27 protein-coding genes are annotated in these 26752 nt (G+C 70.8%); 8 read left to right on the top strand and 19 right to left on the bottom strand.

Annotation, left to right across the window (positions count from 1 at the left end; translation table 11 throughout):
* Positions 1-20 precede the first annotated feature (20 nt).
* From G6N45_RS16445 to G6N45_RS16435, 3 genes are all read right to left on the bottom strand, one after another.
* Positions 21-773: an ABC transporter ATP-binding protein gene (locus tag G6N45_RS16445; protein WP_163723227.1), complete on the bottom strand. Its 753-nt coding sequence runs from the start codon at positions 771-773 to the stop codon at positions 21-23.
* Positions 770-1504: an ABC transporter permease gene (locus G6N45_RS16440; protein WP_163728565.1), complete on the bottom strand. Its 735-nt coding sequence runs from the start codon at positions 1502-1504 to the stop codon at positions 770-772. Before G6N45_RS16440 ends, G6N45_RS16445 begins: the two co-directional genes overlap by 4 nt.
* A gap of 144 nt (positions 1505-1648) precedes the next feature.
* Positions 1649-1990, bottom strand: coding sequence for a hypothetical protein (locus G6N45_RS16435; protein ID WP_048416373.1), 342 nt, complete (start codon positions 1988-1990; stop codon positions 1649-1651).
* Between the two features lie 142 nt (positions 1991-2132).
* Here G6N45_RS16435 and rbpA point away from each other — a divergent pair, with 142 nt between their 5' ends.
* Entirely contained in the window at positions 2133-2468 is a 336-nt protein-coding gene (gene rbpA / locus G6N45_RS16430) for an RNA polymerase-binding protein RbpA (protein WP_043409883.1), read from the top strand.
* On the opposite strand, the gene G6N45_RS16425 is transcribed toward rbpA, so the two are convergent.
* From G6N45_RS16425 to cobN, 9 genes are all read right to left on the bottom strand, one after another.
* Positions 2469-3254: a polyprenol monophosphomannose synthase gene (locus tag G6N45_RS16425; RefSeq protein ID WP_163723226.1), complete on the bottom strand. Its 786-nt coding sequence runs from the start codon at positions 3252-3254 to the stop codon at positions 2469-2471.
* On the bottom strand, positions 3251-4906 hold the full coding sequence (gene lnt, locus G6N45_RS16420) for an apolipoprotein N-acyltransferase (RefSeq protein WP_163723225.1): 1656 nt from the start codon (positions 4904-4906) through the stop codon (positions 3251-3253). The genes G6N45_RS16425 and lnt overlap by 4 nt, the downstream gene beginning before the upstream one ends.
* A complete protein-coding gene (locus tag G6N45_RS16415; protein WP_163728563.1) occupies positions 4899-6437 on the bottom strand; it encodes an amidohydrolase in 1539 nt (512 codons plus the stop codon). The genes lnt and G6N45_RS16415 overlap by 8 nt, the downstream gene beginning before the upstream one ends.
* Positions 6438-6481: 44 nt before the next feature.
* Positions 6482-6982, bottom strand: a complete 501-nt coding sequence (locus G6N45_RS16410) for an FxsA family protein (RefSeq protein WP_163723224.1) — start codon at positions 6980-6982, stop codon at positions 6482-6484.
* A gap of 33 nt (positions 6983-7015) precedes the next feature.
* Positions 7016-7411, bottom strand: a complete 396-nt coding sequence (locus G6N45_RS16405; RefSeq protein ID WP_163723223.1) for a PPOX class F420-dependent oxidoreductase — start codon at positions 7409-7411, stop codon at positions 7016-7018.
* A gap of 2 nt (positions 7412-7413) precedes the next feature.
* Positions 7414-7797, bottom strand: coding sequence for a PPOX class F420-dependent oxidoreductase (locus G6N45_RS16400; protein ID WP_057148730.1), 384 nt, complete (start codon positions 7795-7797; stop codon positions 7414-7416).
* 34 nt (positions 7798-7831) lie between these two features.
* Positions 7832-9109: an HNH endonuclease gene (locus tag G6N45_RS27860; protein ID WP_407664340.1), complete on the bottom strand. Its 1278-nt coding sequence runs from the start codon at positions 9107-9109 to the stop codon at positions 7832-7834.
* 304 nt (positions 9110-9413) lie between these two features.
* Positions 9414-10133 (bottom strand): GAF and ANTAR domain-containing protein, encoded by a 720-nt coding sequence (locus tag G6N45_RS27855; RefSeq protein ID WP_220100580.1) that lies wholly within the window; start codon positions 10131-10133, stop codon positions 9414-9416.
* 159 nt (positions 10134-10292) lie between these two features.
* The gene (gene cobN, locus G6N45_RS16385) at positions 10293-13904 is read right to left on the bottom strand and encodes a cobaltochelatase subunit CobN (RefSeq protein ID WP_163723220.1); all 3612 of its coding nucleotides are present in this window, start codon (positions 13902-13904) and stop codon (positions 10293-10295) included.
* On the opposite strand from cobN, the gene G6N45_RS16380 reads away from it, so the two are divergent.
* Positions 13903-14706, top strand: coding sequence for an AraC family transcriptional regulator (locus G6N45_RS16380; protein WP_163723219.1), 804 nt, complete (start codon positions 13903-13905; stop codon positions 14704-14706). The two genes, cobN and G6N45_RS16380, sit on opposite strands and share 2 nt — an antisense overlap.
* 19 nt (positions 14707-14725) lie before the next feature.
* A complete protein-coding gene (locus tag G6N45_RS16375) occupies positions 14726-15133 on the top strand; it encodes a VOC family protein (protein ID WP_163723218.1) in 408 nt (135 codons plus the stop codon).
* 231 nt (positions 15134-15364) lie between these two features.
* Here G6N45_RS16375 and G6N45_RS16370 read toward each other — a convergent pair whose 3' ends face one another.
* Genes G6N45_RS16370 through G6N45_RS16355 form a run of 4 tightly spaced genes read right to left on the bottom strand, consistent with a single transcriptional unit; the run spans position 15365 to position 18943 of the window.
* Entirely contained in the window at positions 15365-16333 is a 969-nt protein-coding gene (locus tag G6N45_RS16370; RefSeq protein ID WP_163723217.1) for a glycine betaine ABC transporter substrate-binding protein, read from the bottom strand.
* On the bottom strand, positions 16333-17106 hold the full coding sequence (locus G6N45_RS16365) for an ABC transporter permease (RefSeq protein WP_163728561.1): 774 nt from the start codon (positions 17104-17106) through the stop codon (positions 16333-16335). Before G6N45_RS16365 ends, G6N45_RS16370 begins: the two co-directional genes overlap by 1 nt.
* A gap of 14 nt (positions 17107-17120) precedes the next feature.
* The gene (locus G6N45_RS16360; RefSeq protein WP_163723216.1) at positions 17121-18290 is read right to left on the bottom strand and encodes an ABC transporter ATP-binding protein; all 1170 of its coding nucleotides are present in this window, start codon (positions 18288-18290) and stop codon (positions 17121-17123) included.
* Positions 18287-18943 (bottom strand): ABC transporter permease, encoded by a 657-nt coding sequence (locus tag G6N45_RS16355; RefSeq protein ID WP_163723215.1) that lies wholly within the window; start codon positions 18941-18943, stop codon positions 18287-18289. The genes G6N45_RS16360 and G6N45_RS16355 overlap by 4 nt, the downstream gene beginning before the upstream one ends.
* Before the next feature lie 193 nt (positions 18944-19136).
* Between G6N45_RS16355 and G6N45_RS16350 the strand changes: the two genes are divergently transcribed.
* Positions 19137-20057 carry a TauD/TfdA dioxygenase family protein gene (locus G6N45_RS16350; RefSeq protein ID WP_163723214.1) on the top strand — a complete coding sequence of 307 codons (921 nt, stop codon included), beginning with the start codon at positions 19137-19139 and terminating at the stop codon, positions 20055-20057.
* 5 nt (positions 20058-20062) lie between these two features.
* Here the strand turns inward: G6N45_RS16350 and G6N45_RS16345 are convergent, their stop codons facing one another.
* A complete protein-coding gene (locus tag G6N45_RS16345) occupies positions 20063-20317 on the bottom strand; it encodes a hypothetical protein (protein ID WP_163723213.1) in 255 nt (84 codons plus the stop codon).
* A 172-nt stretch (positions 20318-20489) separates the two neighbouring features.
* On the opposite strand from G6N45_RS16345, the gene cobG reads away from it, so the two are divergent.
* From cobG to G6N45_RS16325, 4 genes are read left to right on the top strand one after another with little or no spacing between them, the layout of a single operon-like run.
* On the top strand, positions 20490-21611 hold the full coding sequence (gene cobG, locus G6N45_RS16340) for a precorrin-3B synthase (protein ID WP_163723212.1): 1122 nt from the start codon (positions 20490-20492) through the stop codon (positions 21609-21611).
* Between the two features lie 9 nt (positions 21612-21620).
* The gene (locus G6N45_RS16335) at positions 21621-22247 is read left to right on the top strand and encodes a precorrin-8X methylmutase (RefSeq protein ID WP_163723211.1); all 627 of its coding nucleotides are present in this window, start codon (positions 21621-21623) and stop codon (positions 22245-22247) included.
* On the top strand, positions 22244-23770 hold the full coding sequence (locus tag G6N45_RS16330; RefSeq protein ID WP_163723210.1) for a precorrin-2 C(20)-methyltransferase: 1527 nt from the start codon (positions 22244-22246) through the stop codon (positions 23768-23770). The genes G6N45_RS16335 and G6N45_RS16330 overlap by 4 nt, the downstream gene beginning before the upstream one ends.
* Complete coding sequence (locus G6N45_RS16325) at positions 23767-24846, top strand: phosphotransferase family protein (protein WP_163723209.1); 1080 nt, start codon at positions 23767-23769, stop codon at positions 24844-24846. Before G6N45_RS16330 ends, G6N45_RS16325 begins: the two co-directional genes overlap by 4 nt.
* On the opposite strand, the gene cbiE is transcribed toward G6N45_RS16325, so the two are convergent.
* Both cbiE and G6N45_RS16315 read right to left on the bottom strand, forming a co-directional pair.
* A complete protein-coding gene (gene cbiE, locus G6N45_RS16320) occupies positions 24809-25996 on the bottom strand; it encodes a precorrin-6y C5,15-methyltransferase (decarboxylating) subunit CbiE (protein ID WP_179965375.1) in 1188 nt (395 codons plus the stop codon). The two genes, G6N45_RS16325 and cbiE, sit on opposite strands and share 38 nt — an antisense overlap.
* Positions 25993-26745 (bottom strand): decaprenylphospho-beta-D-erythro-pentofuranosid-2-ulose 2-reductase, encoded by a 753-nt coding sequence (locus tag G6N45_RS16315; protein ID WP_163723208.1) that lies wholly within the window; start codon positions 26743-26745, stop codon positions 25993-25995. The genes cbiE and G6N45_RS16315 overlap by 4 nt, the downstream gene beginning before the upstream one ends.
* Between the last annotated feature and the right edge of the window lie 7 nt (positions 26746-26752).

Below are 26752 nucleotides of genomic sequence, written 5' to 3'. Positions count from 1 at the left end.
GGTCCCCTCGTCGACGATGGTCAGGACTGCACGCCGAGCGTGTCGAGTAGCTCGGCGCGGTAGCGGTCGGTGTGGCCCTGGCCGGGAGCGCGCCGGGGGTCCGGGATCTCGAGGGTGTGCGCGATCGCTCCGTCCTCCAGCACGAGGACCCGATCGGCGAGCGCGACCGCCTCGTCGACGTCGTGAGTCACCAGCAGCACACCGAAGCCGTGTTCGCGCCACAGGTCGAGCAGCAGGGCCCGCATCGAGAGCCGGGTCAGCGCGTCCAGCGCACCGAACGGTTCGTCGAGGAGCAGCAGCTGCGGTTCGGCCACCAGGGCTCGGGCCAACGAAACCCGTTGCGCCAGACCGCCTGACAACGTCGACGGCCACGCCTCGGCACGATCGGCCAGGCCCACGTCGGCCAGGGCCTGCTCGGCGCGGGCCAGCGCCTCTGCCTTCGCCAGCCCGGTGCGGGTCAGTCCGTAGGCGACGTTGGTGCGCACGTCGCGCCACGGGAACAACCGGGGTTCCTGGAAGGCGACTGCAGGCGCGCCGGCCACCACACGTTCGCCGGTGTGGTCGTTCGACAGGCCGGCGAGCACCCGCAGCACGGTCGACTTGCCCGAGCCGCTGCGGCCGATCAGGGCGGCGATCTCGCCGCGCCCGATCCGCACCGAGAGGTCCGTCAGCACATGGTGGGCGCCGTACCACTTGTCGACCCCGCGCAGCTCGCCTGCACTGTCGGCACGGGCACCCGTCACGGAGGTGGACGCGTCTGAGGTGAGGGTCATGCGCGATACCTCGATGCCCGCTTCTCGAGTCCGCGGACCACGGCGTCGGTGCCGATGCCCAGCAGCGCGTAGATGATCAGACCGAAGATGATGATGTCGATCCGCAGGAAGTCGCGGGCGTTCATGATGAGGAATCCGATTCCTTTGTCCGCGTTGATCTGTTCGGCCACGATCAACGTCAGCCACGCGATCGCCAGGGACTGCCGCAGGCCGACGAGCACCTGCGGCGCCGCACTGGGCACGATGATCGTGCGCAGCTTCTGCCAGAACGAGAAACCGAGCACCTGCGCGGTCTCGAACAGTTTGGGGTCCACCTGGCGGATGGCCGAGAACGTGTTGAGGTACAGCGGGAAGCTGACCCCGAGCGCGACGAGCAGCACCTTGGGCAACTCGCCTATGCCGAACCACACGATGAACAGCGGGATCAGGCCGAGGTGCGGCAGCGCGCGCACCATCTGCATCGGTGGATCGATGGTGACCTCGAACCACCTCGACAGGCCCACCGCGATGCCGAGCGCGATGCCGACCACGCCGCCGAGCAGCAGGCCTTCGACGACCCGGACGCCCGATACGGCAAGGGCATCAGCGAGCTGGCCGGTCCTGATCAGCTCGACCCCGGCTTCGGCGATCAGTGAGGGGGCGGGCAGCACGTCCTGCGGGATGAGGCGCAGCGCGCTGCCGATCTGCCACAGCGCCAGCAGCGCGAACGGGGAGGCGAGCCGGATGAGCATCCACCTGCGCTGAGCCCGGGGGCGCGGGGCGGCGGGGGCCAACGGCACGGCCAGATCGGCGGGACTGGTCACGGTGAGGCGACGCTACGCCCGGCCTGTTCAGCGATGAAGCGTTTGATTCTGCGTGAGGAAAAGAGCGCCGGCTCAGCGCCAGCCGTCGGCCGCGCGCGCGGCCCGCATCACCGCGTCGCACAGCTCGCGCAGTTCGCCGGGTCCGGCGCCTTCCTCGATCGCGATGGCCATGTCCTCGGCGGCACACCGGACCTGGTACACGCGATCGGACAGCTCGGAGGCCTCCTCGGCGCTGAGCACCACGGCGTCCTCGGCGACCGCGGTGCCCTTGACCAGAGCCCGCTGCTCGTAGGCGCGCTGGCGGCACGACTGGCGGCAATACTGGCGGCGCCGGCCCAGCCCGGCATCGGCGACTTCCCGTCCGCACCAGCGGCAGGTCTGCGGGCGGTTCCGGGTGCCGCCGCGGGAGGTCATCTGGCCGGGGGACGCTGTCACGGCCCGACTCTAAACCGGCCGATACTCCGATCCCGGTATCATCAGGGGCCGAGTCGGGAACTCTTCGTGGCACACCTGCGTTGTTTAACCCGGACCACATGCGCTTACAGAGGAGTTGACGATGGCTGATCGTGTCTTGAGGGGCAGCCGCCTCGGAGCCGTGAGCTACGAGACCGACCGCAACCACGACTTGGCTCCGCGGCAGGTCGCCCGCTACCGCACCGACAACGGCGAGGAATTCGACGTCCCGTTCGCCGACGACGCCGAGATCCCCGGCACCTGGCTGTGCCGCAACGGCATGGAGGGCACCCTGATCGAGGGTGACGTTCCCGAGCCCAAGAAGGTCAAGCCCCCGCGTACCCACTGGGACATGCTGCTGGAGCGACGTTCGGTGGAGGAGCTCGAGGAACTGCTCAAGGAGCGCCTCGAGATCATCAAGACCCGCCGCCGCGGATAGTCAGCGCGCGGTGCCGCGCGCCCGATCCAGCCGGGCGCGCAACCCCCACTGGGCGACCTTGACGATCGCCTCGCGGATGGTCGAGCCGTCCATCTTCGAGACGCCGTGCACGCGTTCGGTGAACGTGATCGGAACCTCCATGACGGTGAAGCCGGCGTTGATCGATCGCCACGTCAGATCGACCTGGAAGCCGTAACCCTTCGAGTCCACGGCCGCGAGGTCGATCTTCTCGAGCACCTCGCGGCGGTAGGCGCGGTAGCCCGCGGTGATGTCGTGGATGTCGACGCCGAGCAGGATCCGCGAATATCCGTTCGCGGTTCTGGACAGCACCAGCCGGCGCCGCGGCCAGTTGCGCACCTCGCCGCCGTCGACGTAGCGCGAGCCGATCACCAGGTCCGCGCCGGCGTCGATCGCGTCGAGCAGCCGATACAGCTGCTCGGGCGCGTGGCTACCGTCGGCGTCCATCTCCACCAGCACCGTGTACTGACGGCTCAGACCCCACGCGAATCCGGCGAGGTAGGCCGCCCCGAGCCCGTCCTTGGAGCTGCGGTGCATGACGTGGATCCGGTCGGGGTCGGCCAGCGCGAGCTCATCGGCCAGTCGGCCGGTGCCGTCGGGGCTGCCGTCGTCGACGATCAGCACGTGCACCGCAGGCGCCGCGTCGTTCACGCGGCCGACGATCTTGAGCAGATTGTCGCGCTCGTTGTAGGTGGGGATGATGACCAGAGTCCGCGCGCTGGGCTTCTCCACGGCTTCGTGGCCACCGGGGCCACCGGGGACGCTCATGTGGCTCCTTTGCCGTTGTCGGTCGTCGATCGCCGACCCCTGATTCTTGCTGGCACGAAGAGACCATTGTGCAGCATGGCTGCCAGGATCCCCGCAACACCGATGCTGATCAGCAGCGCCTCGACGTACGGACCGAACCGCGTCGCCGGGGTCAGCGCGGTCCGCAGCCGGATCTGTTGATCGAGGTAGGCGGGCTCGAAGAACGCGGTCCGCGCCAGCTCCCGGCCGTCCGGGGAGATCACCGCGCTGATGCCGACGGTGCCCGCGACGACGACGTAGCGGTCGTGTTCGACGGCGCGCAACCGGGCGAAGTCCAACTGCTGCTCGCTCATCGCCTCGTCGAAGGTCGCGTTGTTGCTCGGCACCGCCAGCACCTGCGCGCCGCTGCGCACCGCTTCGCGGGCTGCCCGGTCGAAGATCACCTCCCAGCACGTCGTCACACCGACGGGCACGCCGGCCGCCCGCACGACCCCGTCGCCCTGACCGGGCACGAAATACCCGGCGCGCTCGGCGTAGGGCGAGAGCTTGCTGAAGAAACTCCGCCACGGCAGGTATTCGCCGAACGGCTGGATGATCTGCTTGTCGTGGCGATCGGCCGGGCCGGTCTCTGGGTTCCAGACGATGACCGAGTTCGTGGACACGGGGTTGTCGCGGCCGTAACCGGGGGCGGCCAGCACACCGCCGACGAGGATCGGCGCGCGGATGGCCGCGGCGGCCCTGGAGATCTCCTGGCCCGCGTCGGCATTGGCCAGCGGATCGATGTCCGACGAGTTCTCCGGCCAGATCACGAACATGGGCTGGGGTGCGCGGCCGGCCCGCACGTCGTCTGCCAGCCGAAGCGTCTCGCGGACGTGGTTGTCCAGGACCGCGCGGCGCTGGGCGTTGAACTCCAGGCCCAGGCGCGGAACGTTGCCCTGTACGGCCGCGACCGTGACGGGTGGTTCGTCGCCGGCGCCTGCGCCGGACTTGCGGACGTGCGGCCAGGCCAGCGCGGCCGTCAGCAGGACCAGGCTGATGCACAGCCCGGGCAGCACGACGGCAGGAGGCGCGGCCGCGCGGGCCGCTGCGTCGCTGCGCCACCAGCGGATCACCTCGTACGTCAGCGCCGCCACGCTGAACCCGAGAAGAACGGTCGCGAACGACAGCAGCGGGGCACCGCCGAAGTAGGCCAGCGGCAGAGCCGGGCCGCGGGTCTGGGAGTAGCCGACGACGCCCCAGGGGAAGCCGCCGAACGGCACCGTGGACTTCAGCCACTCCTGCCCCGACCACAGTCCGGCGAACCACAACGGCCAGCCCGGGGTTCTGCGGACCAGGACCGCGGTGAGCCCGAACAGGGCCGGGAAGAGCGCCTCGACGAGGCTGAGCGCGAGCCACGGAACCGCGCCCACCAGGCCGCTTATCCAGGGCAGCAGGGGGACGTAGAAGGTCAGGCCGAACACCAGTCCGTACCCGAACCCGCCGGCCGCCGTCGTCGACGGTCGGGTGAGCAGCCAGCCCAGCGCCGCGAACGCCAGGATCGCGGTGAACCACCATCCGAAGGGCGGGAAGCTCGCGCACAGCGCCAGACCGGCCACGATGGCGACGCTGAGCTGAGGTAACCGGTCCACGACGGCCTGGCCGAACCGGCGCAGCCGCGACCGAGCTTCAGCCATGGAGGACCGCGCCCCGGTGCACGGTCTGCCGGCACCGCGGCAGCGGACCGTCCAGCCGTGGCAGCAGCGGCACCCGCGACCGCGGATCGGTGGACCAGCGTTGCACCGCGTCGGCCGGCGCGGTGACGTCGAGCTCGTCGGCCTCCCAGACGGCGTACGACGCCGGCGCACCGGGCACGAGCGTGCCGGTCACCCCGTCGCGGACTCCGCCTGCGCGCCACGCGCCGCGAGTGGCGGCCGCGAACGCCGCGCGCGCGGACACCGCGCTTCCGGGGGTGTGATGCGTCGTCGCCGCCCGCACGGCGGCCCAGGGGTTCATGTCGGTCACCGGCGCATCGGAACCGAAGGCGAGTGGCACGCCTTGGGATGCTAACAGCGCGAAATCGTTCATCCGGGCCGCGCGGGACGCACCAAGGCGCTGGGCGTACATCCCGTCTGCGCCGCCCCAGACGGCGTCGAAGGCGGGTTGCACGCTCGCGATCACCCCCCAGCCGCCGAGCTTGGCGGCCTGCTCGGAGGTGACCATCTCGAGGTGTTCGAGCCGGTGTACGCAGCGCGCGACGGCCACACTGCCGGCGCGCTCGACGACCGTGTCCAGCGCGGTCACGACCGCCGACACCGCCGCGTCGCCGATGACGTGGAAGCCGGCCGTGATCCCGGCGTCGGTGCAGGCCGCCAGGTGCGCGGTGATCGCGTCGACGTCGAGGTAGGCGTTGCCGGTCGGCGCCGGGCAGTCGGGCGGGATGTCGGCGTAGGGCTCGTGCAGCCATGCCGTGCGGGATCCCAGCGCCCCGTCGACGAACAGGTCGCCCGCCAGCCCGTGCGCACCGGTCTCGGCGATCAGCTCGCGGGCCTGCGCCGCGGTGCTGACCTGCTGTCCCCAGTAGCCGATCACCTCGACGCCGTGCCGCAGGTCGCGCAGCTCACGCCAGTCGTCCAGACCCCCGATGTCGGGTCCCGCGCATTCGTGGACCGCGACGATGCCGCGCGCCGCCGCGTCGTCCAGCGCGGCCCGGCGCGCATCGGTGCGCTGCGCGGCCGTGAGGTGCTCGCGGGCGATCCGCCGGACCCGGTGGTGCTCGTCGGCGGTCAGCGGCGCCTCGCCGTGGACACCGGCGCTGCGCTGCAGCGCGGTCGACGCGAGCGCCGAGTGCACGTCGATCCGGGCCATATATGCCATCCGTCCCGTCCCGACCGCCGCGTCGACGTCGGAGGTGCTCGGCGGCTCGGCCTCCGGCCAGGCCGACTCGTCCCACCCGTGCGCCCACAGCACACCGTCGGGATGGGCGCGGGCGTACTGCCCGAGCATCTCGAGGCAGTGCCGGCGCGAGGTGGCGTGCCGCAGATCCAGCCCGGTCAGGGCCAGGCCGGTGGCGGTGACGTGGACGTGGCTGTCGACGAAGGCGGGGGCGACGAAGCACCCGTCGAGGTCGGTGACCTCGGCGTCGGGGAACTGCGCGCGGCCGACGTCGTCGCTGCCCAGCCACGCCACCACCCCGTCGCGCACCGCGATGGCGGTGGCATCGGGCATGGCGGGGCTGTGGATGCAGCCGCCCAGCAGAAGACGGGTGGCGCTCACTCCGGCAGGCGGCGCGGTTCGGCGTTCGGCGGCTCTGCCGCGGCGTCCACCACGTCGATGACCTCGCCGTCGATGTAGTCGGGGCGCCCCGGGCGGGTGGCGTAGCGGCCCGCGGCGCCGCCCACGGTGCTGACACCGATGATCAGCGGGGCGCGCCGCGCGGCCATCGCGGCGACGACGGGACGTGCGACGGCGCGGGTCGGCGGCAACAGGAGCAGCGCGCCGAGGACGGAGGTGGCCAGGCCGGGGATCACGACGAGCACCGTACCGAGCGCCACGAGCGCACTGTCGGTCACGGCGCCGGCAGCGTCGGTGACGGTCAGCCCGGAGCGTAGGCGCCGGATGTGGCGACGCACCTGTGAGCCGGCCAGCGCGAGACCGACCAGGAACGTGGCCGCGAACAGCAGCAGGGTCCAGCCGAAGCCGATCGTCGAGGCCAGCGCCACCAGAACCGCCAGCTCGACCACCGCATACAGTGCGAACAGCCTCATCGCCATGCTGTGCCAACGATCGGGGCGGGCTCCGGGTTCCTAGCCGTCGGCGGGCGGGGCCGTCACCTCGATCGCGGCGTGCACCTTGTCGATGCCGCCGCGCAGGATCGCCTGCGGGATGAAGTACCAGGCGTGGTTCCAGTAGCGCCGGATGATCATGTCGAACACCCGCCGGGTCTCCGACTTCGGCAGCATCCTGGCCACTGCCTCGACGGGTTCACCCTTGACCTTGCCGAGCACACCGCACTTCTGGATCGTGACCCTCGGGGTGTTGTTGATCCGCTTGGTCTTCCACGACCCGTCGTCGGTGATGATCAGCAGCTTGTCGCCGTCGGGAACGCCCCACACCGGCGTGGGCTTGGGCTTGCCGTCCTTGGTGAACGTCGTCAGCAGCAGGTACTTCTCCCGGTAGACGTCGGTGAAGGTGGGGGCCATTCTCAGCCGGCCGCCGTCAGCTCGATCGTGACGTTCTTGTCCATACCGCCGCGCAGCTTGGAGACGAAGTTGAACGCCTTACCGAGCAGGCCGTAACGCCTGCCGAGCGCGTCGTAGGTTGCCGCGTTCGCCGACTTGTCCAGGATCCGCGCGGTGGCCTCGACCGCCTCGCCCTTCGGCTTGCCGGCGCGGTCGCACGGGGCGATCGTCACCCTCGACGTGTTGCGGATCCGCTTGACCTTCCACGACTTCTCCTGGGTGATCGCGATCAACCGGTCCCCCGCCGGCGCCGCCCAGATCGCGGTCGGCTTCGGCCGGCCGTCCTTGGTGAACGTGGTGAGCGAGATGTACTCGGACTTGGCGACCTCGGCGAACGTCACGGGCATGGCAACAATGTAGCCGCGCCGGTTCGGCGCCGCCTCAGGCGGCGTGGGGGTGGGCGAGCATGATGCTCAGCCTGCCTTCGATCACGCTGCGTCTTCGCGCGGGTCCGGGTACTGGTGGTGCGGTGGAGTGGTAGGTCGCCTCGGTGGGGGTTGTCCATTCGGCGGTGTGCCGGCCGTCGGTGTCGTGGGTTCGGACGGTCCAGCCGGGGGCTTCTTTGGCCAGATTGCACTGCTGGCAGGCGCCCAACCCGTTGCCCCCGCTGGTCTTCCCGCCCTTGCGAGCCGGGGTGGCGTGGTCGTGGTGGCGGATCGGGGCGTTGCAGTACGGGGTGCGGCAGGTCTGATCGCGCAGTCCGATGAACGCCGCCAACCCTTTCGGGAAGATCCGCGCTTTGCTCTCCATCGCCACCAGTTGCCCGCTGGAGGGGTGCCGGTAGAGCCGCCGCAGCGTGGCCTTCGCGGTCTCGTCGGTGACGGCGTCGGAGACCAGGTCGCGCACCACCACCGCCGGGACGGGGCCGTAGCCCTGGACCCAGCCGGGGCTGTCGTCCTCCCCGAACAGCGTGGTGTCGGCCAGCACGAGATTGAGCGCGATCGGGACGGGCCTCTCGGCCGGACGTCCGGTGACGCGTTCGTAGAGGGTGTCGGTCATCACCTGTCCCCGCGGGCGGCCGTCGCCGGTGGTGTCGGCTTCTCGCTTGAGCGCGGCGTAGACGCCGATGCCCTGAGACAGCGGCATCAGGAAGGTCAGGTACACCATCCCGTTGGGGGCGCAGCGGGTCCAGGCCCCGGCGCTCTGGGCGGCCCGGTTCTTGCGCTCCACCACCGCGGCGGCATCCAGGCGGGCCGCGATCGCCGCCGCGGCCGCCTCGATCCGCGCATTCCCCAACCCCACCAGAGCGTCGGGGTCGGCGCAGAGTTCAGCATCAAGAGCCCGTCGGTCTTCCACGGTCAGGCAGGCGGACTGTTTGACGATCAGGGTGGCCCGGTACTCGGAGAGCACCCCCGCCTCGAGGGCGGCCATCGTGTGCGGCATCTCGTGGACCAGCGCGTTGGCCATCCCGAGGTGGGTGTTGCCGCACACCGGTGCGTCGTGGCGGGCCAGCGCGATCTCTGACGCCAGCCCACGGCCCCGTTTACGCGCCGGTACCCCGGCGGCGTCCTCGGCGGCGTGCCGCTTGGCCGCCCACAACGCCGTCACCCGCGCCTGAGCGGCCGCAGCCGCCGACTTCAGCCGTTCCAGCCGCTCGACCTCCTCGCGCAACGCGGCCTCCGAGGCCTCCGCATCGATATCGAACACATGTGCGAACACAAAACCGACCCTACGACCCCCTACCGACAAACGGGGTCCGCCTTCGAGGTCGCCCTCGGGCTCCAGCAGCACATGCCGCAGCCCGTCGAGCGTCGCCTGCTCCGGCGCCGCCCACATGCCGCGCCCGGCGGCCTCGAACAGTCGCTCGGCCATGCCGTGCAAGGCCCACGGGTTGGGCTCGCCATGAAATTGCGGTTCTCGTCGTCGAGCACGTAGCTCGCCGAGATTGGGCGCCGCCTCAGCCGCCGTGGCGATGGGGCGAGGACGGCGCTGATGCGCTACCCGTGCTGACACACGGAGCGCGCTACCGAGCGTCGTCGCGATGGTCTTCGAAGCTGAGTCGGTGGCTGATGACGTCAGCGGCGACTTCGCTGATGGGTCGTTGCTGGCCGTAGGAGTACGCGCGAAGCCGGTCAAGTCCTTCCCCAGCGGGGACATCGAGCTGAACCGCGATCATGCCGGCGGCCAGGTGTATCCCAGCGCGGCTGAAGGGATGCCCACCCGCGTTGTCGGCACCGACGATGGCGACGGTGTCGAGAGTATTGGGAGCACTGCCCGTGCGGGCAGCATGCAGGTACCAGTTACCCATCAAGGTGTGCCCGACGGCGGTGGCGTAGTCGGTGAGGCTCTGCTCCTCCCGGTCGGTGAGCGTGCCGGCGTCGCGGCGGTACACCTCCAGGACGCCGAGTGGCCGGGTTCCGACGTTCACCGGGAACGCGAAGACCGCACGGACGCCCAGACCGATGGCGTCGACGGCGAATGCCGACCAGCGGGCTCGCGCGCTGCTGCTGATGGTCACGTCGGCCCACCGTTGAGGGCGATTCTTGACGAAAGCCTCGAGGCACGGCCCGTCACCGATGGTGAATTGCAGCTCGTCGAGCCGCTGCGCGATGATGTCGGTGGCATGAATCAACTCCCGCGCACGGGGAGACTTCGGCACTGCCACCGCCGCCCCGTCCAGGCTCGTCGAGCCCACGGCGTCATCGCACAGGGTCTCCACTCCGGCGAACAGCGCATCGCGCACGGCTGACTCAGGTGAGGACGCCGACCCGTTCTCGGTCGGTGTTTCTCGTGGGTCCTCCCCGTTTCCCGTCACTGCGTGGTCCTTTGGGCGCCGGCCTGAAAACTGACGCAGATCTCATACCCATTGACGGCCCGGCTATGCCGAGAGTCACAAACGGGGTCAGCCTTCGAGGTCGCCCTCGGTCTCCAGCAGAACCTGCCGCAGCCCGTCGAGCGTCGCCTGCTCCGGCGCCGCCCACATGCCGCGTCCGGCGGCCTCGAGCAGTCGTTCGGCCATGCCGTGCAAGGCCCACGGATTGGACTCCGCCATGAACTTGCGGTTCTCGTCGTCGAGCACGTAGCTCGCCGAGAGTTGCTCGTACATCCAGTCGGCCATCACCCCGGCAGTGGCGTCATAGCCGAAGAGGTAATCGACCGTAGCGGCCATCTCGAAGGCGCCCTTGTAGCCGTGCCTGCGCATCGCGGTCATCCAGCGCGGGTTGACCACCCGGGCGCGGAACACCCTCGTCGTCTCCTCCGACAATGTGCGGGTACGTACCGCATCCGGGCGGGTGTTGTCGCCGATGTAGGCGGCCGGCGCCGTCCCGGTGAGCGCGCGCACGGTGGCCACCATGCCGCCGTGGTACTGGAAGTAGTCATCGGAGTCGGCGATGTCGTGTTCCCGGGTGTCGGTGTTCTTCGCGGCCACCGCGATCCGCCGGTAGGCCCGGTTCATGTCGTCGGTGGCGGGCGCTCCGTCCAGGCCGCGGCCGTAGGCGAATCCGCCCCACGCGGTGTACACCGCGGCGAGGTCGGCGTCGTCGCGCCAGTTGCGGCTGTCGATCAGCTGCAGCAGACCAGCGCCGTAGGTCCCCGGCTTCGAGCCGAAAATCCTTGTCGTCGAACGTCTCTGATCGCCGTGCTCGGCAAGGTCGACCTGGGCGTGCGCGCGCACCAGGTTGTCCTCGGCAGGCTCGTCCAGACCGGCGACCAGTTGCACCGCATCGTCGAGCATCGCGACCACGTGCGGAAAGGCGTCGCGGAAGAAGCCCGAGATCCGCACGGTGACATCGATACGGGGCCGGCCCAGTTCGGTGAGCGGGATCGGTTCCAGATCGACGACGCGCCGTGACGCGTCGTCCCAGATTGGGCGCACCCCGAGCAGCGCGAGCACCTCGGCGATGTCGTCGCCGGAGGTGCGCATCGCCGACGTGCCCCATACCGACAACCCCACCGATTCCGGCCAGCGCCCGTGATCGGCGCGGTATCGCTCCAGCAGCGAATCCGCCATCGCCACACCGGTTTCCCACGCCAGCCGGGACGGGACCGCCTTGGGATCGACCGAGTAGAAGTTCCGTCCGGTCGGCAGCACGTTGACCAGCCCGCGCAGCGGCGACCCCGACGGTCCGGACGGGATGAAGTGGCCGTCGAGCGCCCGCAGCACCTGGTCGATCTCTCTGGAGGTCTGCACCAGCCTCGGCACCACCTCGGTCGCCGCGAAGCGCAGGATCGCCGCCACGTCGTCGTCATCGGTCAACGAGTCGACCACTCCGGCGTCCCAGCCGCTGTCCTGCAGTGCCGCAACGAGTCCGCGCGCCCGCGCCTCCGCCTCGTCGACGGCCGACCGTTCGTCATTGCCGTCCTCGGCGAGACCGAGGGCCTGCCGCAGGCCCGGCACGGTCTGCTCACCGCCGAAGAGTTGGCGCGCCCGCAGGATCGCCAGCACCAGGTCCAGTTCACTCTCACCCGTGGGCCGTTGGCCGAGGATGTGCAGGCCGTCGCGGATCTGCACGTCCTTGATCTCGCACAGCCAGCCGTCGACATGCAGCAGCATGTCGTCGAACGAGTCCTCGTCGGGCCGGTCCTCCAGGCCGAGGTCGTGATCCATCTTGGCCGCCCGCATCAGCGTCCAGATCTGCTGGCGGATCGCGGGCAGCTTGCCCGGGTCGAGCGCGGAGATGGTGGCGTGCTCGTCGAGAAGCTGTTCCAGACGCGCGATGTCGCCGTAGGTCTCGGCGCGGGCCATCGGCGGGATCAGGTGGTCGACCAGTGTCGCGTGGGCGCGGCGCTTGGCCTGGGTGCCCTCCCCCGGATCGTTGACCAGGAACGGATAGACGAGCGGGAGATCACCCAGCGCGGCGTCGGTGCCGCACGACGGCGACATGCCCAGCGTCTTGCCCGGCAGCCATTCGAGATTGCCGTGCTTGCCCAGGTGCACGATGACGTCGGCCCGAAAGCTGTTGCCGAAGGCGCCGTCGAGCCAGCGGTACGCCGCGAGGTAGTGGTGGCTGGGCGGCAGGTCGGGATCGTGGTAGATGGCGACCGGGTTCTCGCCGAAGCCGCGGGGCGGCTGCACCAGCACCACCACGTTCCCGGACTGCATGGCGGCGATGACGATCTCGCCCTCGGGATCGCGGCTGCGGTCGACGAACAGCTCACCCGGCGGCGGCCCCCAGTGCTCGACCACCGCGTCGGCGAGGTCGGCGGGCAGGGTGGCGAACCACGCGCGATAGTCCTTGGCGGACACCCGAATCGGGTTGCCGGCCAGCTGGGTCTCGGTGAGCCACTCCGGATCCTGGCCACCGCGTTCGATGAGCGCGTGGATCAGCGCGTCGCCGTCGCGGGCGTCCAGGCCCGGCACGTCGCCGACGTCGTAGCCGGCGTCGCGCATCGCGCCCAGCAGGGCGATCGCGCTGGCGGGGGTGTCGAGCCCCACCGCGTTACCGATGCGGGCGTGCTTGGTCGGATACGCGGAGAAGACCAGGCCGACCCGCTTGTCGGAGGGTGCGACCGAGCGCAGCCGCGCGTGCCGCACGGCCAGTCCGGCCACCCGGGCGCAGCGTTCGGGATCGGCGACGTAGGTGATCAGGCCTTCGGCGTCGATCTCCTTGAACGAGAAGGGGACCGTGATGATCCTGCCGTCGAACTCCGGCACCGCGACCTGGGTGGCGACGTCCAGCGGCGACATCCCGTCGTCATTGGAGCTCCAGTCGTCCCACGAACTCGTCAGGCACAACCCCTGCAGGATCGGAACGTCAAGGGCCGCAAGGTGAGCCACGTTCCAGGTGTCGTCAGCGCCGCCCGCGGACACCGCCGCCGGTGTCGCGCCGCCCGCGGCCAGCACCGTGGTGACCATCGCGTCGGCGGTACCGAGCAGCTCGATCAGCGCCGCCTCGGGCGTGCGCAGCGACGCGCAGAACACCGGAAGTGCCACGCCCCCGGCGTCTTCGATGGCGTCGCACAGCGCCTCGACGTAGGCCGTGTTGCCCGCCAGGTGCTGGGCCCGGTAGTACAGCACCGCGACGACGGGCCCGTCGGTCCTGCCGGCGCGGCGTTCGAGTACCCCCCACGCCGGGGTGCTCGTCGGTTCGGCGAAACCGAAGCCGGTCATCAGCAGCGTGTCCGACAGGAACGCGTGCAGGTTCGCGAGGTTCTCGACGCCGCCCTGGGCGAGGTAGACGTGGGTCTGCAACGCGACGCCGCCCGGCGTCGTCGACCGGTTCATCAGGTCGGCGTCGGGCGCCTGTTCCCCGCTCACCACCACGGCAGGCACCCCGCTGGCGGCCACCGCGTCGATACCGTCCTCCCAGGCGCGGTAGCCGCCGAGGATGCGCACGACGACGACGTCGGCGCCGGCCAGCAGCTCGTCGAGCTCACCGTCGACAAGCCGCGACGGGTTGGCCCACCGATAGCCCGCCCCGCTGGCACGGGCCGTGATCAGGTCGGTGTCGGAGGTGGACAGCAGCAGAACGGTCGTCACCCCCCATTCGTACCGGACTACGGTGATGTCCATGACCTCGGGCGTCGCCGTCGGCACCCCGGACCCGTCGCTGCGCAGCGTGGTGCTGCGCTACGAGGGGTTCACCTCACGCGGCGGCGGGCCGGTCACCTTCCGCGAAGTGGCGTGCACGTTCGTGCCGGTGATCATCGATCTCGACGCAGGGTGGACGGTCGCCCACCGCGATCGCGCCGACTCCCCGCTGCGGCTGCGGTCGTTCGTCGCGGGCCTCACCGACGGCCCGGTGCTCGTCGGACACTCCGGCTCCGCGCGCTGCCTGCAGATCGACCTGACCCCGCTGGGCGCTCGACGCATCCTCGGCCTGCCGCTCTCGGAGCTGGCCAATCAGACGGTTCCGATCGAGGCGGTGCTCGGCCGCACCGGCGCGACCCTGGTGCAACGCATCGGGGAGGTGCCGCGCTGGCGGGACCGCTTCGCGCTGGTCGACCAGGTGCTGCTGCGCCGACTCGGCGACGCCCCCGACATCGACCGGGGCGTCGCCTGGTCACTGGCGCGCATCACGGCGAGCGGTGGCCGCACCGCCATCGGCCCACTCGCCGCCGAACTGGGCTGGAGCCATCGCAGGCTGATCAACCGCTACCGCGACGCGGTCGGTCTGCCACCGAAGACGGTGGCGCGGATCGTGCGCTTCGAGCGGGCGCTCGAGCCGCTGCGGCGCGGCGTGGAGTTGTCCGCCGTCGCCGTGGACTACGGCTATTACGACCAGGCCCACCTGTGCCGAGAGGTCCGCGACCTCGCCGGTGTCACGCCCGCCGAACTCCGCGCGGTCAATTCCGTCCAAGACCCGGCCGGCTGACGTTCCTACCGTCGAGGTCATGACAACACCCCGAAGTGTGGCCGGCGCGGTGCCGGTCGTGCCGTTCACCGACCCGCGCAAAGCCCTCGAGTGGCTGTCGACCGCGTTCGGCGCCGTCCGGACGCTGGTGGTCCCGCCGGACGCCGATCAACCGCTACGCCACGCCGAGATGCGGATCGGCACCGGTGTGGTGATGGTCGACGACGCGGACCGTGACGGCGTGTTCGCGCTGCGGGGCCCCGTCGTCGTGTACGTCGTCATCGACACCGCGGCCGACGTCGATGCCCTGCATGACCGGGCGGCTGCCGCCGGCGCCGAGATCGTGCAACCGGTCACCGATCAAGACTACGGCTCCCACGAGTTCGCCGCGCGCGATCCGCACGGCAACATCTGGAGTTTCGGCACCTACCGACCGTCGATGGGCTGACGCGATCAGCCGTGCCAGCGGCCGTACCAGGTCTGCCGGTAGGGCAGGCCCGCGACGACCACGAGCCCGGTGACGACTGCTGCGAAACCGATGAGTGCGAACATCGTTGTTCCTTTCCGTGTGACCCCGATCGACGGGATGCACTACGCGGACGGTACCGCCGGTACCGGGTTCACAGCGGGAAAGGTGCGGCACGGAACCCTTCGCCCGAGGATGTGACAGCGGTCACACTCAACCGGTGGTCACGAAACCCCGGGCGACCATCCAGTCCCGGGCGACGACGCTGGGATCCCGGCCGTCGACGTCGACCTGCTTGTTGAGCTCGATGATGACGTCGTTGGTCAGCGCCGCGGTGACGGGCGCGGTCACCTCGGCGATCTCGGGGTGCGCGTCGAAGAACTCCCGCTTCATCGTCACCGAGGGGTTGTAGTGCGCGAAGAACTGCTTGTCGTCGGTCAGCACGGTGAGGTCGAGGGCGGCGATCCGGCCGTCGGTCGTGAAGACCTCACCGAAGTCGCACTGGGTGCCGTCGGCAGTGGCCTGATAGATGATGCCGACCTGCAGGATGGGGGTGTCGGCCCGGGCGGGATCGAACCCGTAGGCCGCAGCCATCCCCGGGAAGCCGTCCTGACGGGCCCGGAACTCGGTGTCGACGCACGTGCGGGCGGCGGCCGGATCCCGCATGACCAGCGCGGCGTAGTCCGACAGGCTGCGCACCCCGGTCCGCTCGACCGTGCGCTTGCCGGCGGCCAGCGCATACGTGTCGTCCATCGGTCCGGGCTCCAGCCAGACCATGCCGTTGCGCTCGAGGTCCTCGTCGCGCACCGCCTCGAACTGCTTGCGGGTATCGGGAATCGGCTTCTCGTGACCGAGATAGTTGATCCACGCGTTCCCGGTGAACTCGTAGGCCACGTCGACCTGCCCGGACAGCTGAGCGCCGCGGGTGCTGCGGGATCCGACGATGCCGGTGAGGTCGCGCACGTCGGCGCCCGCGGCGGCGAGGGTGTACTGCAGGATGTAGCCCAGGATGACCTGCTCGGTGTACTCCTTGGAGCCGACGGTGATCTTCACGCCGTCCAACCCGGGGGTGGGTCGGATCGATGCGGGCCCGACCTGCAGCGGCACCGCGCTGCCCGATCCCAGCCCGCAACCTGCCACGACGAGCACCACCGCCGAGAGCAGCGCCGTCACCCAGCGCATCAGCGCAGCCCCTTGGGCCCGACGTAGAACTCGGCGAGCCCGCCCAGCCAGTCCACCAGCAGCGCCAGGCACACCGCTAGCACGCTGCCCAGCACGAGGGTCACGTTGTCCTGCAACTTGTATCCGGTGTCGATCAGGATGCCCAGACCGCCGGCGTTGACCAGAAACGACAGGGTCGCGGTGCCGACGGCAAGGACCAGCGAGGTGCGCAGCCCGGCGAGGATGAACGGCACCGCCAGCGGGAGTTCGACCCGCGCCAGCAGCGCGGCACGCGACATGCCCTGTCCGAGACCGGCGTCGAGCAACGCACGGTCGACCTGGTCGATGCCGAGGATGGTGCTCGACAACACGGGCAGCAGCGAGTACAGCGCGATCGGCAGCACGCCGATCCAGAATCCGGTCCGCGCGGTCAACAGGAACAGCAGCACCAGCAGCCCGATGGCGGGTGCCGCCTGCCCGACGTTGGCGATGCCGATGAACAACGGCCGCAACGCTTTCGCGCCCGGGCGGGTGACCAACACCCCGACCGGCACTCCGATCAGCACGACGATCGCGGTCACCGCCGCGGTGATCAGCAGGTGCTGCCAGATCAGTGTCGCGACGTTGCCCGGATTGATGTTCTCCCGCTGGGTGGCGGTCAGGTCGCGGTCGAACGCCCAGAACACGACGGCGGCACCGACGATCACCACCAGTACCGGCTGGATGAACAACCGCAACCGCTCGGCCGCGGTGGTGGCCGGCGCGCTCGATGTCGGGGTGGCACCGGTGTCGATGTCGGTGACCGTGCTCACGACGGGTCGTCCCCGGCCCCGTCGGTCTCAGCTTCCGCGCGCAACCGGGTGATGGTGTCGATGAGCGTGTCGAGGGTGACCACCCCCTGGTAGCGGCCGCCGGGGCCGGTTACCACGGCCGAGGCGTGCTGTTCGGCCAGGATCGCCTCCAGGGCGTCCTCGAGGGTGGATTGCGTACTGACCACCTCGAGGCGCTCGACGGCGTCGGCGAGGGAGCCGGCGTGGCGCAGCCGATTCTCCCGCACCCAGCTGACCGGCCGCTCGCGGTCGTCGACCACCACCGCCCAGTCGCAGTCACTGCCGGCGATGGTGGCACGCGCCCGCTCCACGCTGTCGTTGCGGAGCACCGACGGACGTGATTCCAGCGCAACGTCTTTCACGCGCAGCAAGCCGAGTTGACGCAGCGACGCGCCGGAGCCGACGAAGCCGGCAACGGTGTCGTCGGCGGGGCTGGCCAGGATGTTCTGCGGGGTGTCGTACTGCAGCACCTTCGACTGCTGGCCGAGGACGGCGATGCGGTCGCCGAGCTTGACGGCCTCGCCGAAGTCGTGGGTGACGAACACGATGGTCTTGCGCAATTCCTCTTGCAGCCGGAGCAGTTCGTCCTGGAGCGTGCTGCGGGTGATCGGGTCGACCGCGCCGAACGGTTCGTCCATCAGCAGCACCGGCGGGTCGGCGGCCAGGGCCCGCGCCACCCCGACGCGCTGCTGCTGCCCGCCGGAGAGCTGGCGGGGGTAGCGGTCGGCGTATTGCGCCGGCTCGAGCCCGACCAGGTCGAGTAGTTCGTCGACCCGGTCGTCGATCCTCGAGCGTTGCCAGTTCAGCAGTCCGGGCACCAGGCCGACGTTCTGCCGGATCGTCATGTGCGGGAACAGCCCCGCCTGCTGGATCGCGTAGCCGATCGAGCGCCGCAGCTCCGTGGGTCTGATCGACAACGCGTCCTCGTCGCCGATCAGGATGCGGCCGGACGTGGGCTCGCTGAGCCGGTTGATCATCCGCATCGTCGTGGTCTTCCCACACCCGGACGGGCCGACGAACACCACGATCTCGCCGGCGGGGACGTCGAGCGAGACGTCGTCGACAGCGGGCTGTTCGGCGCCCGGATAGACCTTCGACACGTGGTCGAGCTCGATGCGGACCCCGGTCGGGTCGGTATGCGTTGTCACCGAATGCCTTTCGATGTGGTGAGCCGTCCGATCAGCACGAGCACGGCGTCGAGGGCCAGCGCCAGGATCACGATGAGCAGCGTGCCGGTGAGCGCCATGGGAAGGGCGGTGGGGCTGCCGACCCGGGCCAGGCCTGCGAAGATCAGGTTGCCCAGTCCCGGACCCTTGACGTAGGCCGCGATCGCGAGCACACCCATGGACATCTGGGTGGACAGCCGCATCGCGGACAGGATCGCCGGCCACACCAACCGCAACTCCACCCGCGTCAGCGTGGTCAGCCGGCTCATACCGATGCCGCGGGCGGCGTCGGTCAGCGCGGGGTCGACACCGCCCAGCCCAACGATCGTGTTCCGAATGATCGGCAGCAGCGAGTAGAGCACCAGCGCGGCCACGCTGGGGATCACCCCGAGGCCGAACAGCGGGATGAGCAGACCCAGCAGAGCGAACGCCGGAACGGTGAGGATCACACTCGACGTCGCGGTCGCGAGATTCGCCGCAACGGGGTTTCGGTAGGTCAGCACCCCGATCACGACACCCACGACCGTCGCGATCAGGACACTCTGGACGACGGCGCTGACGTGCTGATACGAGTCGAAAAGCAGCTGAGGGTAGTGGGCGCTGACGTAACTCCACACCGAGTTGGTCGAGGTCACAGCCGCAGCCCCACTGGTCCCTCGACTTTCTCCGCCTTTGCTGGCGATCACCCTTCTTGGTGTCGTCCGTTACCCGATCTTGACTGCGGCGAAACGGCGCCGGTTCGGTTCTCGGTGAATCTAAGGGTGGGCGCCACGGGCCTGCGGGGCGACTGTGGAGGCAGGGGTCGGCGCGTGTGGGAGAGGTTCAGCGATGTCAACGCTTCGTGTCGTCAAGCTCGGCGCCGTCATCGGTGCGCGCATCGAGGGGGTCGATCTCGCCGGTGGCGTCGACCCCGCGACGGCAGCCGTGATCAACGCGGCGCTGCTCGAGCACAAGGTGATCTTCTTCCGCGGCCAGCACGGTCTCGACGACGACGGTCAGTTGGCGTTCGCGCGCACCCTCGGCACCCCGACGACAGCGCACCCGACGGTGACGTCCCGCGGCATCAAGGTGCTGCCCATCGACTCCCGCTACGACAAGGCCAACAGCTGGCACACCGACGTCACCTTCGTCGACCGCATCCCGAAGGCCTCGCTGTTGCGCGCCGTCACGCTGCCCCCCTACGGCGGCACGACGACATGGGCGTCGACCGAGGCCGCCTACGACCGGCTGCCGGAGCCGCTGCGCGCGCTGGCCGAGAATCTCTGGGCGGTGCACACCAACACCTATGACTACGCCCGGGACATCGACGGTCGGCGGGAGGCATTGGCCGACACCGAACGCCAGTATCGCGAGGAGTTCGTGTCCGACTACTACGAGACCGAGCACCCCGTGGTGCGCATCCACCCCGAGACCGGCCGCCGCGTCCTGCTGCTCGGCAACTTCGTCAAGGGTTTCCTGGGTCTCGGGCGTACTGAGTCGGCCGCGCTGTTCGATCTGTTCCAGGCACGGATCACCAAGCTGGAGCACACCATTCGGTGGAATTGGGAGCTCGGCGACGTCGCGGTGTGGGACAACCGGGCCACCCAGCACTACGCCGTCGCCGATTACGACAACCAGTTCCGCCGGCTCACCCGGGTGACGCTGGCCGGCGACGTGCCCGTCGACGTCCACGGCGAGCGCAGCCGCGTGATCGCGGGTGACGCCTCCGCCTACTCCGACATCGTCGTTCCGGTGCGGCTGGCCGGCTGAGCGGATCAGAGCCGCTGCATCATCCGGGCCATCATCGCCTCCTCGATGAAATCCGGCCGCCGGGTGCGCCGCGGTGCCCGCGGCCGGATCGGCGCGACGAACAGCGCCTGCCAGAGGGTGCGCCGTCGTGCGATGCGCACCGCGGGGCCGCCCAGGGCCGCCGCCGATGCCAGCAGGACCTCCCGTTCGGTCACGAACACTGCAGGCTCGGCCGATGCGACAGGTGCGGGCGCGTCGAGTGCGATGGTCAGTTCGGTCATGTCGTTCACTCCTGGAATCCTGCGGGCCCGCGGCGCCGGCCCGTCGTCCTCGAAAAGTAGGACCGGCAACCATCAAGATCACGGGTAGCGAGGTACTCGAATCGCGGGGCAGCGGGCCGTTTCCCACCTGCGTGCCGCGCCCGGGCTACCTGCCACCGCGTACCGTGGACGCGTGACCAGGGCCCGCGACACCGACGCGTGCCCCGGTGCCGTGCAGACCCACCGGGCCGCCGACGGCGACCTCGCGCGCGTCCGCCTTCCCGGCGGCATGCTGACCGCTGCGGCGATGGACGCGATCGCAACGGCCGCCCTCGACGTCGCCGCCCCGGGGCTGGAGCTGACGTCGCGGGGCAATGTGCAGATCCGTGGTGTGCGCGATGCGGCCGCCCTCGCCGACCGGCTCACCGACGCAGGTCTGCTGCCGTCGACGACGCACGAGAAGATCCGCAACATCGTCGCCCCTCCCCTGTCTGGGCGCCGCGGCGGTCTGTGTGACGTCCGGGAGACGGTGCTCGCCCTGGACGCGGCGCTGCAGCGGGATTCGGATCTGGCTGCGTTGCCGGGCCGGTTCCTGTTCGGCATCGACGACGGCAGCGGCGACATCTCGGGGTTGGGCGCCGACGCCGGGGTGCACGCCCTCGACGACGACACGGCCGCGCTGCTGCTCGCCGGAACCGACACCGGGGTGCGACTCCCCGTCGCCGACGCGGTCGAGGCGCTGCTGTCGATCGCCCGGCGCTTCGTCGAGATCCGCGGGAAAGCCTGGCGGGTGAGGGAACTGGCCGATCCGGCGGCGCTGTTGGCCCCGCTGGGGGCGACGACGCCTCCCGGACGGACGTGGCCGGTGCCCACCCGGCCCCCGGTGGGCTGGCTCGAGCAGGACGACAGACGGATCGCGCTGGGCGCCGCCGTCCCGCTCGGGGTGCTCGACGCCGGGGTGGCCCGCTACCTGGCCGCGGTGGAGGCGCCGTTGGTGATCACCCCGTGGCGGTCGGTGCTGATCTGCGATCTCGACGAGGGTGTCGCAGACGCGGCGCTGCGGGTGCTGGCCCCGCTCGGGCTGATCTTCGACGAGGCGTCGCCGTGGCTGTCGGTGTCGGCCTGTACGGGCCGGCCCGGCTGTGCGCACGCGCTGGCCGACGTGCGCGCCGACGCCGCGGCGGCCCGCCACGACGCCACCGCCGCGGGGCATCGGCACTATGTCGGCTGCGACCGCGCGTGCGGCAGTCCGCCCGACGGGGATGTGCTGGTCGCGACGGGAGACGGCTATCGGGCGCGGCGCGCCCACCCGTAGGGTGATCGGGTGCTCGACTACATCCGCGATGCCGGGGAGATCTACCGGCAGTCGTTCGCGACGATCCGTGCCGAGGCCGACCTGTCCCGCTTCCCCGACGACGTCGCCCGGGTCGTCGTCCGGTTGATCCACACCTGCGGTCAGACCGACGTCACCGAGCACGTGGCGTTCACCCCCGACGTCGTCGAACGCGCCCACGCCGCGCTGGCCGCCGGCGCCCCGATCCTGTGCGACTCCTCGATGGTGGCCGCCGGCATCACCCGGTCGCGTCTGCCCGCCGACAACGAGGTGGTCTCGCTGGTCGCCGACGACCGGGCACCGGCCCTGGCCGCGCGGCAGGCCACCACTCGGTCCGCGGCGGCGGTCGACCTGTGGGCCGACCGGCTGCCCGGCGCGGTGCTGGCCATCGGCAACGCCCCCACCGCGCTGTTCCGGTTGCTCGAGATCGTCGACGGCGGCGTCGCGCCGCCCGCCGCGGTGCTCGGCGGGCCGGTCGGCTTCGTCGGCTCGGCGCAGTCCAAAGAGGAGCTGATCGAGCGTCCGCGCGGCATGTCCTATCTGGTGGTGACCGGCCGCCGAGGCGGCAGCGCGATGGCCGCCGCCGCCGTCAACGCGATCGGGACCGTGGCCGAATGAGCGAGCGACGGGGAACGCTGTGGGGCGTCGGGCTGGGCCCCGGTGATCCGGAGTTGGTCACGGTGAAGGCGGCCCGGGTGATCGGGGCGGCCGACGTGGTCGCGTATCACAGTGCGCGGCACGGCCGCAGCATCGCCCGCGGCATCGCCGAGCCGTATCTGCGGGCCGGCCAGATCGAGGAGCACCTCGTCTACCCGGTCACCACCGAGACCTCGGAGCATCCCGGCGGCTACGCGGGCGCGATGGAGGACTTCTACCGCGACTCCGCGGCGCGCATCGCCGCGCACCTCGACGCCGGCCGCGACGTCGCGCTGCTCGCCGAGGGTGACCCGCTCTTCTACAGCTCCTACATGCACATGCACACCCGCCTCACCCGGCGCTTCGACGCGGTGATCGTGCCCGGGGTGACCTCGGTCAGCGCCGCCTCGGCCGCGATCGCCACCCCGCTCGTGCAGGGCGACGAGGTGCTGACGATCCTGCCGGGAACGCTGCCTCCCGATGAGCTGAAACGCCGGCTGGCCGACACCGACGCCGCGGTCATCATCAAGCTGGGACGCTCCTATCCCGCGGTGCGCGAAGCACTTTCGACCGCGGGCCGGCTCGACGACGCGTTCTACGTGGAGCGCGCCAGCACCGCGCGACAGCGAGTACTGCCCGCCGCCGACGTCGACGACGCCTCGGTCCCCTACTTCTCGCTCGCGATGCTGACCGGCCGCCCGCACGTGCCGGCAGGCACCGGATCGGTCACCGTGGTCGGGCTGGGGCCCGGCGACATCGACTGGATGACCCCGCAGAGCCGCCGCGAGCTGGCCGCGGCCACCGACCTGATCGGCTACGGCCCCTACCTCGACCGCGTCGGCGTCCGCGAGGGCCAGCGCAGGCACCCCAGCGACAACACCGACGAACCGGCCCGCGCCCGGCTGGCGTGCTCGCTGGCCCAGCAAGGCCACACCGTCGCGGTGGTGTCCTCCGGCGATCCGGGGGTGTTCGCGATGGCCACCGCGGTGCTCGAAGAGGCCAAGGAATGGCCCGGCGTGGACGTGCGGGTGATCCCGGCGATGACGGCCGCGCAGGCGGTGGCCAGCCGGGTGGGTGCTCCGCTGGGCCACGACTACGCGGTGATCTCGCTGTCGGACCGGCTCAAGCCGTGGGACGTGATCGCGGCCCGCCTCACCGCCGCGGCACAGGCCGACATGGTGCTCGCCATCTACAACCCGGCGTCGAAGACGCGCACCTGGCAGGTGGGCGCGATGCGGGACCTGCTGCTCGAGCACCGCGACGCCGGGACGCCGGTGGTCATCGGCCGTGACGTCGCGGGGCCCAACGAGTCGGTGAAGGTGGTGCGCCTTGCCGACCTCGACCCCGCCGACGTCGACATGCGGTGTCTGCTGATCGTGGGATCTTCACAGACCCAGTGGTACTCGGGCGACGAGAGCTCCGATCGGGTGTTCACGCCGCGCCACTATCCGCAGACCGTGAGCTCTGCGCACACGCGCCGACCGACCGATGAGGTGACCTCGTGAGCATTCCCCGCTCCCCCGCCGACCTCACCCCGGCCTGGCTCGGCTCGGTGCTCGCAGCCGAGGTCACCGGCGCCGAGGTGACCGCCATCGGCACCGGCCAGACCGGCGCCACCTATCGGGTTGCCGCGACCTATGCCGACGCCGCGGGGCTGCCCGCGACGTTCGCGGTCAAGCTGCCCGCACAGGACGACACCGTGCGCGAGCGCGTCGCGCTCGGATACCTGTCGGAGGTCGAGTTCTACTCGACGGTGACCAAGGACGTCGCGATCCCGGTGCCGGAATGCTTCCACAGCGAGATCTCGCCGGACGGAGGGGATTTCGTCCTCGTCCTGGCCGACATGGCACCTGCGGAGCAGGGCGACCAGATCGCCGGCTGCACCCCGGCCGAGGCGGAGCTGGCCGTCGATGCGCTGGCTGGCCTTCACGGCCCCAGCTGGTGCCAACGGCACTGGTGCGACCTGCCGTCGATCATCATGCCCAAGCCGGGGGACGAGGCCGCCGCCGGCGGCATGGGCGAGATAGCGGTGATGGCGGCGAACATCACGCTGGAGAAACTCGGCGGCAAGGTCAGCGACGCCGACCGCGACACGCTGCTGACCTCTATGGGACTGGTGACTCCCTGGTTGCTCGCCGAGCCCCAGCGATTCTCGCTGATGCACGGCGACTACCGGCTGGACAACCTGCTGTTCGACCCGGACCGCACGCGGGTCACGGTGGTCGACTGGCAGACGATCGGGGTCGGGCTGCCGACGCGCGACCTCGCCTACTTCACCGCGACCAGCCTGCTCCCCGAGATCCGGCCCACCGTGGAGCGTGACCTCGTGCAGCGCTACCACGCCGCGCTGCTTCGCCACGGGGTCACCGGCTACGACGTCGAAACCTGTTGGCAGGACTACCGTCTCGGTGTTCTGCAGGCACCGTTTCTGACCACGCTCGGCTTCGCCTTCGCCGCGTCCACCGAGCGGGGCGACGAGATGATCTCGACGATGCTCAGCCGCGGGTGCCAGGCCATCCGCGACCTCGACGCGATCGACCTCGTCAGGTCGTATGAGGCTTCGTCACCAGCCACTGCGTGACCGGCATCGCCGGTCGCCAGCCGGTGAACGAACCCACCGGCTCGCCGCGGTAGTGCTGGTACCGGCGCAGCTCCCCGCCAACACGCGAATACCACTGCAGTACAACGGCTTCGGATTCCGCCGTCACCGCGTTGGCGACCAGGCGGCCACCGGCGGGCAGGCGGTCCCAGCACGCCGTGAGCAGCTCCGGCCCGGTGACGCCGCCCCCGACGAAGATCGCCGCAGGGGCGGGGGCCGACCCTAACGACTCCGGTGCGCCTGCCCGGACGTCGAGCACCACCCCGAACGCCCGCGCATTATCGGCGATGCGCCGACGGCGCTGTTCGTCGCGCTCGAAGGCCACTGCGCGACAACCATTCCCGGCACGACACCACTCGATCGCCACGCTTCCCGAGCCGGCCCCGACGTCCCACAGCAGCTCCCCCGGCCGCGGGGCCAGCGCCGCCAGGGTCACCGCCCGCATCGCCTGCTTGGTGAGCTGCCCGTCGTGGGAGAACACGCTGTCGGGCAGCACAGCCGCCAGCCGCTCGTCGGGCAGGTAGCGCACCGCGACGACGTTGAGGTCGTCGACGTCGCCGGGCGGCCGGGCCGCCCACTCCCGGGCGGTCGACGAGCGGCGCAACTCGCGCGGGCCGCCGAGCTGCTCGAGGATCGTCACCTCGGAGTCGCCGCGGCCCGTCGCGGTGAGCAGCCGGGCCAGTTCGCCCGGGCTCGTCCGGTCCCGCGACAGCACGACGGCCTGCCCGCCGCGCCGGATCGCGCTGACCGGTTCGGCGGTGACCAGGCTGATCACCTCGGTGTCCTGCACCGACCAGCCGACCCGCGAGCACGCCAACGTCACCGATGACACGTGCGGCAGCACCGCGACGCGGTCGGCGCCGTGGCGGCGGATCAGGGTGCTTCCCACGCCGTGCAGCAGCGGGTCCCCGCTGGCGACGACGTGCACGTCACCGTCGGCGCCGTCGAGCAGGGTGTCGATCGCGGGCAGCATCGGGCTCGGCCACGGCCGCCGAGCGGCACTCACCGTGTCGTCGAGCAGGTCGAGCTGCCGCGCAGAGCCATAGATGACTGTCGCCCTTGCCAATTCGGCTCGTGCCGGCGGGGCCAGCCCGGCCATGCCGTCGGCCCCGATGCCGACCACCACGATCACCTCGGCAGCCTTCGCCACACCCACCGCGGCGTCACCCGGAACGCCGCCGCCAACGCGGCCAGCGGCTTGGGCACCCACACCACCTGCCGGCCCGCGCGCAGCGCCGCGACGGTGGCGTCGGCGACCTGGGCCGGTGTGCTCGACAGCGGCGCCGGCGCCATCCCCTCGGTCATCCGCCCGATCACGAAACCGGGCCGCACCAGCAGCAGCCGCACCCCGGTTCCGTGCAGCGCATCGGCGAGGCCGCTGCAGAACGCGTCGAGACCCGCCTTGGCAGATCCATAGACGTAGTTCGCCCGGCGCGCCCGCACGCCGGCAACCGAGGAGAACGCGACCAGCGTGCCGTGCCCAGCCGCCCGCATCGTGTCGGCGAGCACCGTGAGCAGACTCACCTGCGCGACGTAATCGGTGTGTGCGATCGCCGCCGCGTGCGCCGCGTCCTTCTCCGCGAGCGCCTGGTCCCCCAGGATGCCGAAGGCCAGCACCGCGATCCCGATCGGGCCGTGCTCGGCCACGATGTCGTCGACCACCCGGCGGTGCGAGGCGAGATCGTCGGCGTCGAAGGCCACGCGGTGCACGGCGGTCGCACCGGCCTGCATCAACGCGGCGGTCTGCGCGTCGAGGTCGTCGGGGCGCCGCGCCGCGAGTACGACCGTCGCACCGGTGGCCAGCCTGCGCGCCACCTCCATGCCGATCTCGCTGCGGCCGCCGAACACCACGACCGGGCGCGTCTCCGCCGTGTCCTTCATGGCTGCG

The sequence above is a fragment of the Mycolicibacterium psychrotolerans genome (genome assembly GCF_010729305.1).
Lineage (GTDB): Bacteria > Actinomycetota > Actinomycetes > Mycobacteriales > Mycobacteriaceae > Mycobacterium > Mycobacterium psychrotolerans.
This window is presented reverse-complemented; position numbering and strand designations above follow the sequence as displayed.

Bases quoted from the DNA above. Each gene is read 5' to 3' on its own strand.
- G6N45_RS16445 (WP_163723227.1), bottom strand. From the start codon at position 773: ATGACCCTCACCTCAGACGCGTCCACCTCCGTGACGGGTGCCCGTGCC.
- G6N45_RS16440 (WP_163728565.1), bottom strand. From the start codon at position 1,504: ATGCTCATCCGGCTCGCCTCCCCGTTCGCGCTGCTGGCGCTGTGGCAG.
- G6N45_RS16435 (WP_048416373.1), bottom strand. From the start codon at position 1,990: ATGACCTCCCGCGGCGGCACCCGGAACCGCCCGCAGACCTGCCGCTGG.
- rbpA (WP_043409883.1), top strand. From the start codon at position 2,133: ATGGCTGATCGTGTCTTGAGGGGCAGCCGCCTCGGAGCCGTGAGCTAC.
- G6N45_RS16425 (WP_163723226.1), bottom strand. From the start codon at position 3,254: ATGAGCGTCCCCGGTGGCCCCGGTGGCCACGAAGCCGTGGAGAAGCCC.
- lnt (WP_163723225.1), bottom strand. From the start codon at position 4,906: ATGGCTGAAGCTCGGTCGCGGCTGCGCCGGTTCGGCCAGGCCGTCGTG.
- G6N45_RS16415 (WP_163728563.1), bottom strand. From the start codon at position 6,437: ATGCCCGATGCCACCGCCATCGCGGTGCGCGACGGGGTGGTGGCGTGG.
- G6N45_RS16410 (WP_163723224.1), bottom strand. From the start codon at position 6,982: ATGGCGATGAGGCTGTTCGCACTGTATGCGGTGGTCGAGCTGGCGGTT.
- G6N45_RS16405 (WP_163723223.1), bottom strand. From the start codon at position 7,411: ATGGCCCCCACCTTCACCGACGTCTACCGGGAGAAGTACCTGCTGCTG.
- G6N45_RS16400 (WP_057148730.1), bottom strand. From the start codon at position 7,797: ATGCCCGTGACGTTCGCCGAGGTCGCCAAGTCCGAGTACATCTCGCTC.
- G6N45_RS16380 (WP_163723219.1), top strand. From the start codon at position 13,903: ATGACCTCGGGCGTCGCCGTCGGCACCCCGGACCCGTCGCTGCGCAGC.
- cobN (WP_163723220.1), bottom strand. From the start codon at position 13,904: ATGGACATCACCGTAGTCCGGTACGAATGGGGGGTGACGACCGTTCTG.
- G6N45_RS16375 (WP_163723218.1), top strand. From the start codon at position 14,726: ATGACAACACCCCGAAGTGTGGCCGGCGCGGTGCCGGTCGTGCCGTTC.
- G6N45_RS16370 (WP_163723217.1), bottom strand. From the start codon at position 16,333: ATGCGCTGGGTGACGGCGCTGCTCTCGGCGGTGGTGCTCGTCGTGGCA.
- G6N45_RS16350 (WP_163723214.1), top strand. From the start codon at position 19,137: ATGTCAACGCTTCGTGTCGTCAAGCTCGGCGCCGTCATCGGTGCGCGC.
- G6N45_RS16345 (WP_163723213.1), bottom strand. From the start codon at position 20,317: ATGACCGAACTGACCATCGCACTCGACGCGCCCGCACCTGTCGCATCG.
- G6N45_RS16330 (WP_163723210.1), top strand. From the start codon at position 22,244: ATGAGCGAGCGACGGGGAACGCTGTGGGGCGTCGGGCTGGGCCCCGGT.
- G6N45_RS16315 (WP_163723208.1), bottom strand. From the start codon at position 26,745: ATGAAGGACACGGCGGAGACGCGCCCGGTCGTGGTGTTCGGCGGCCGC.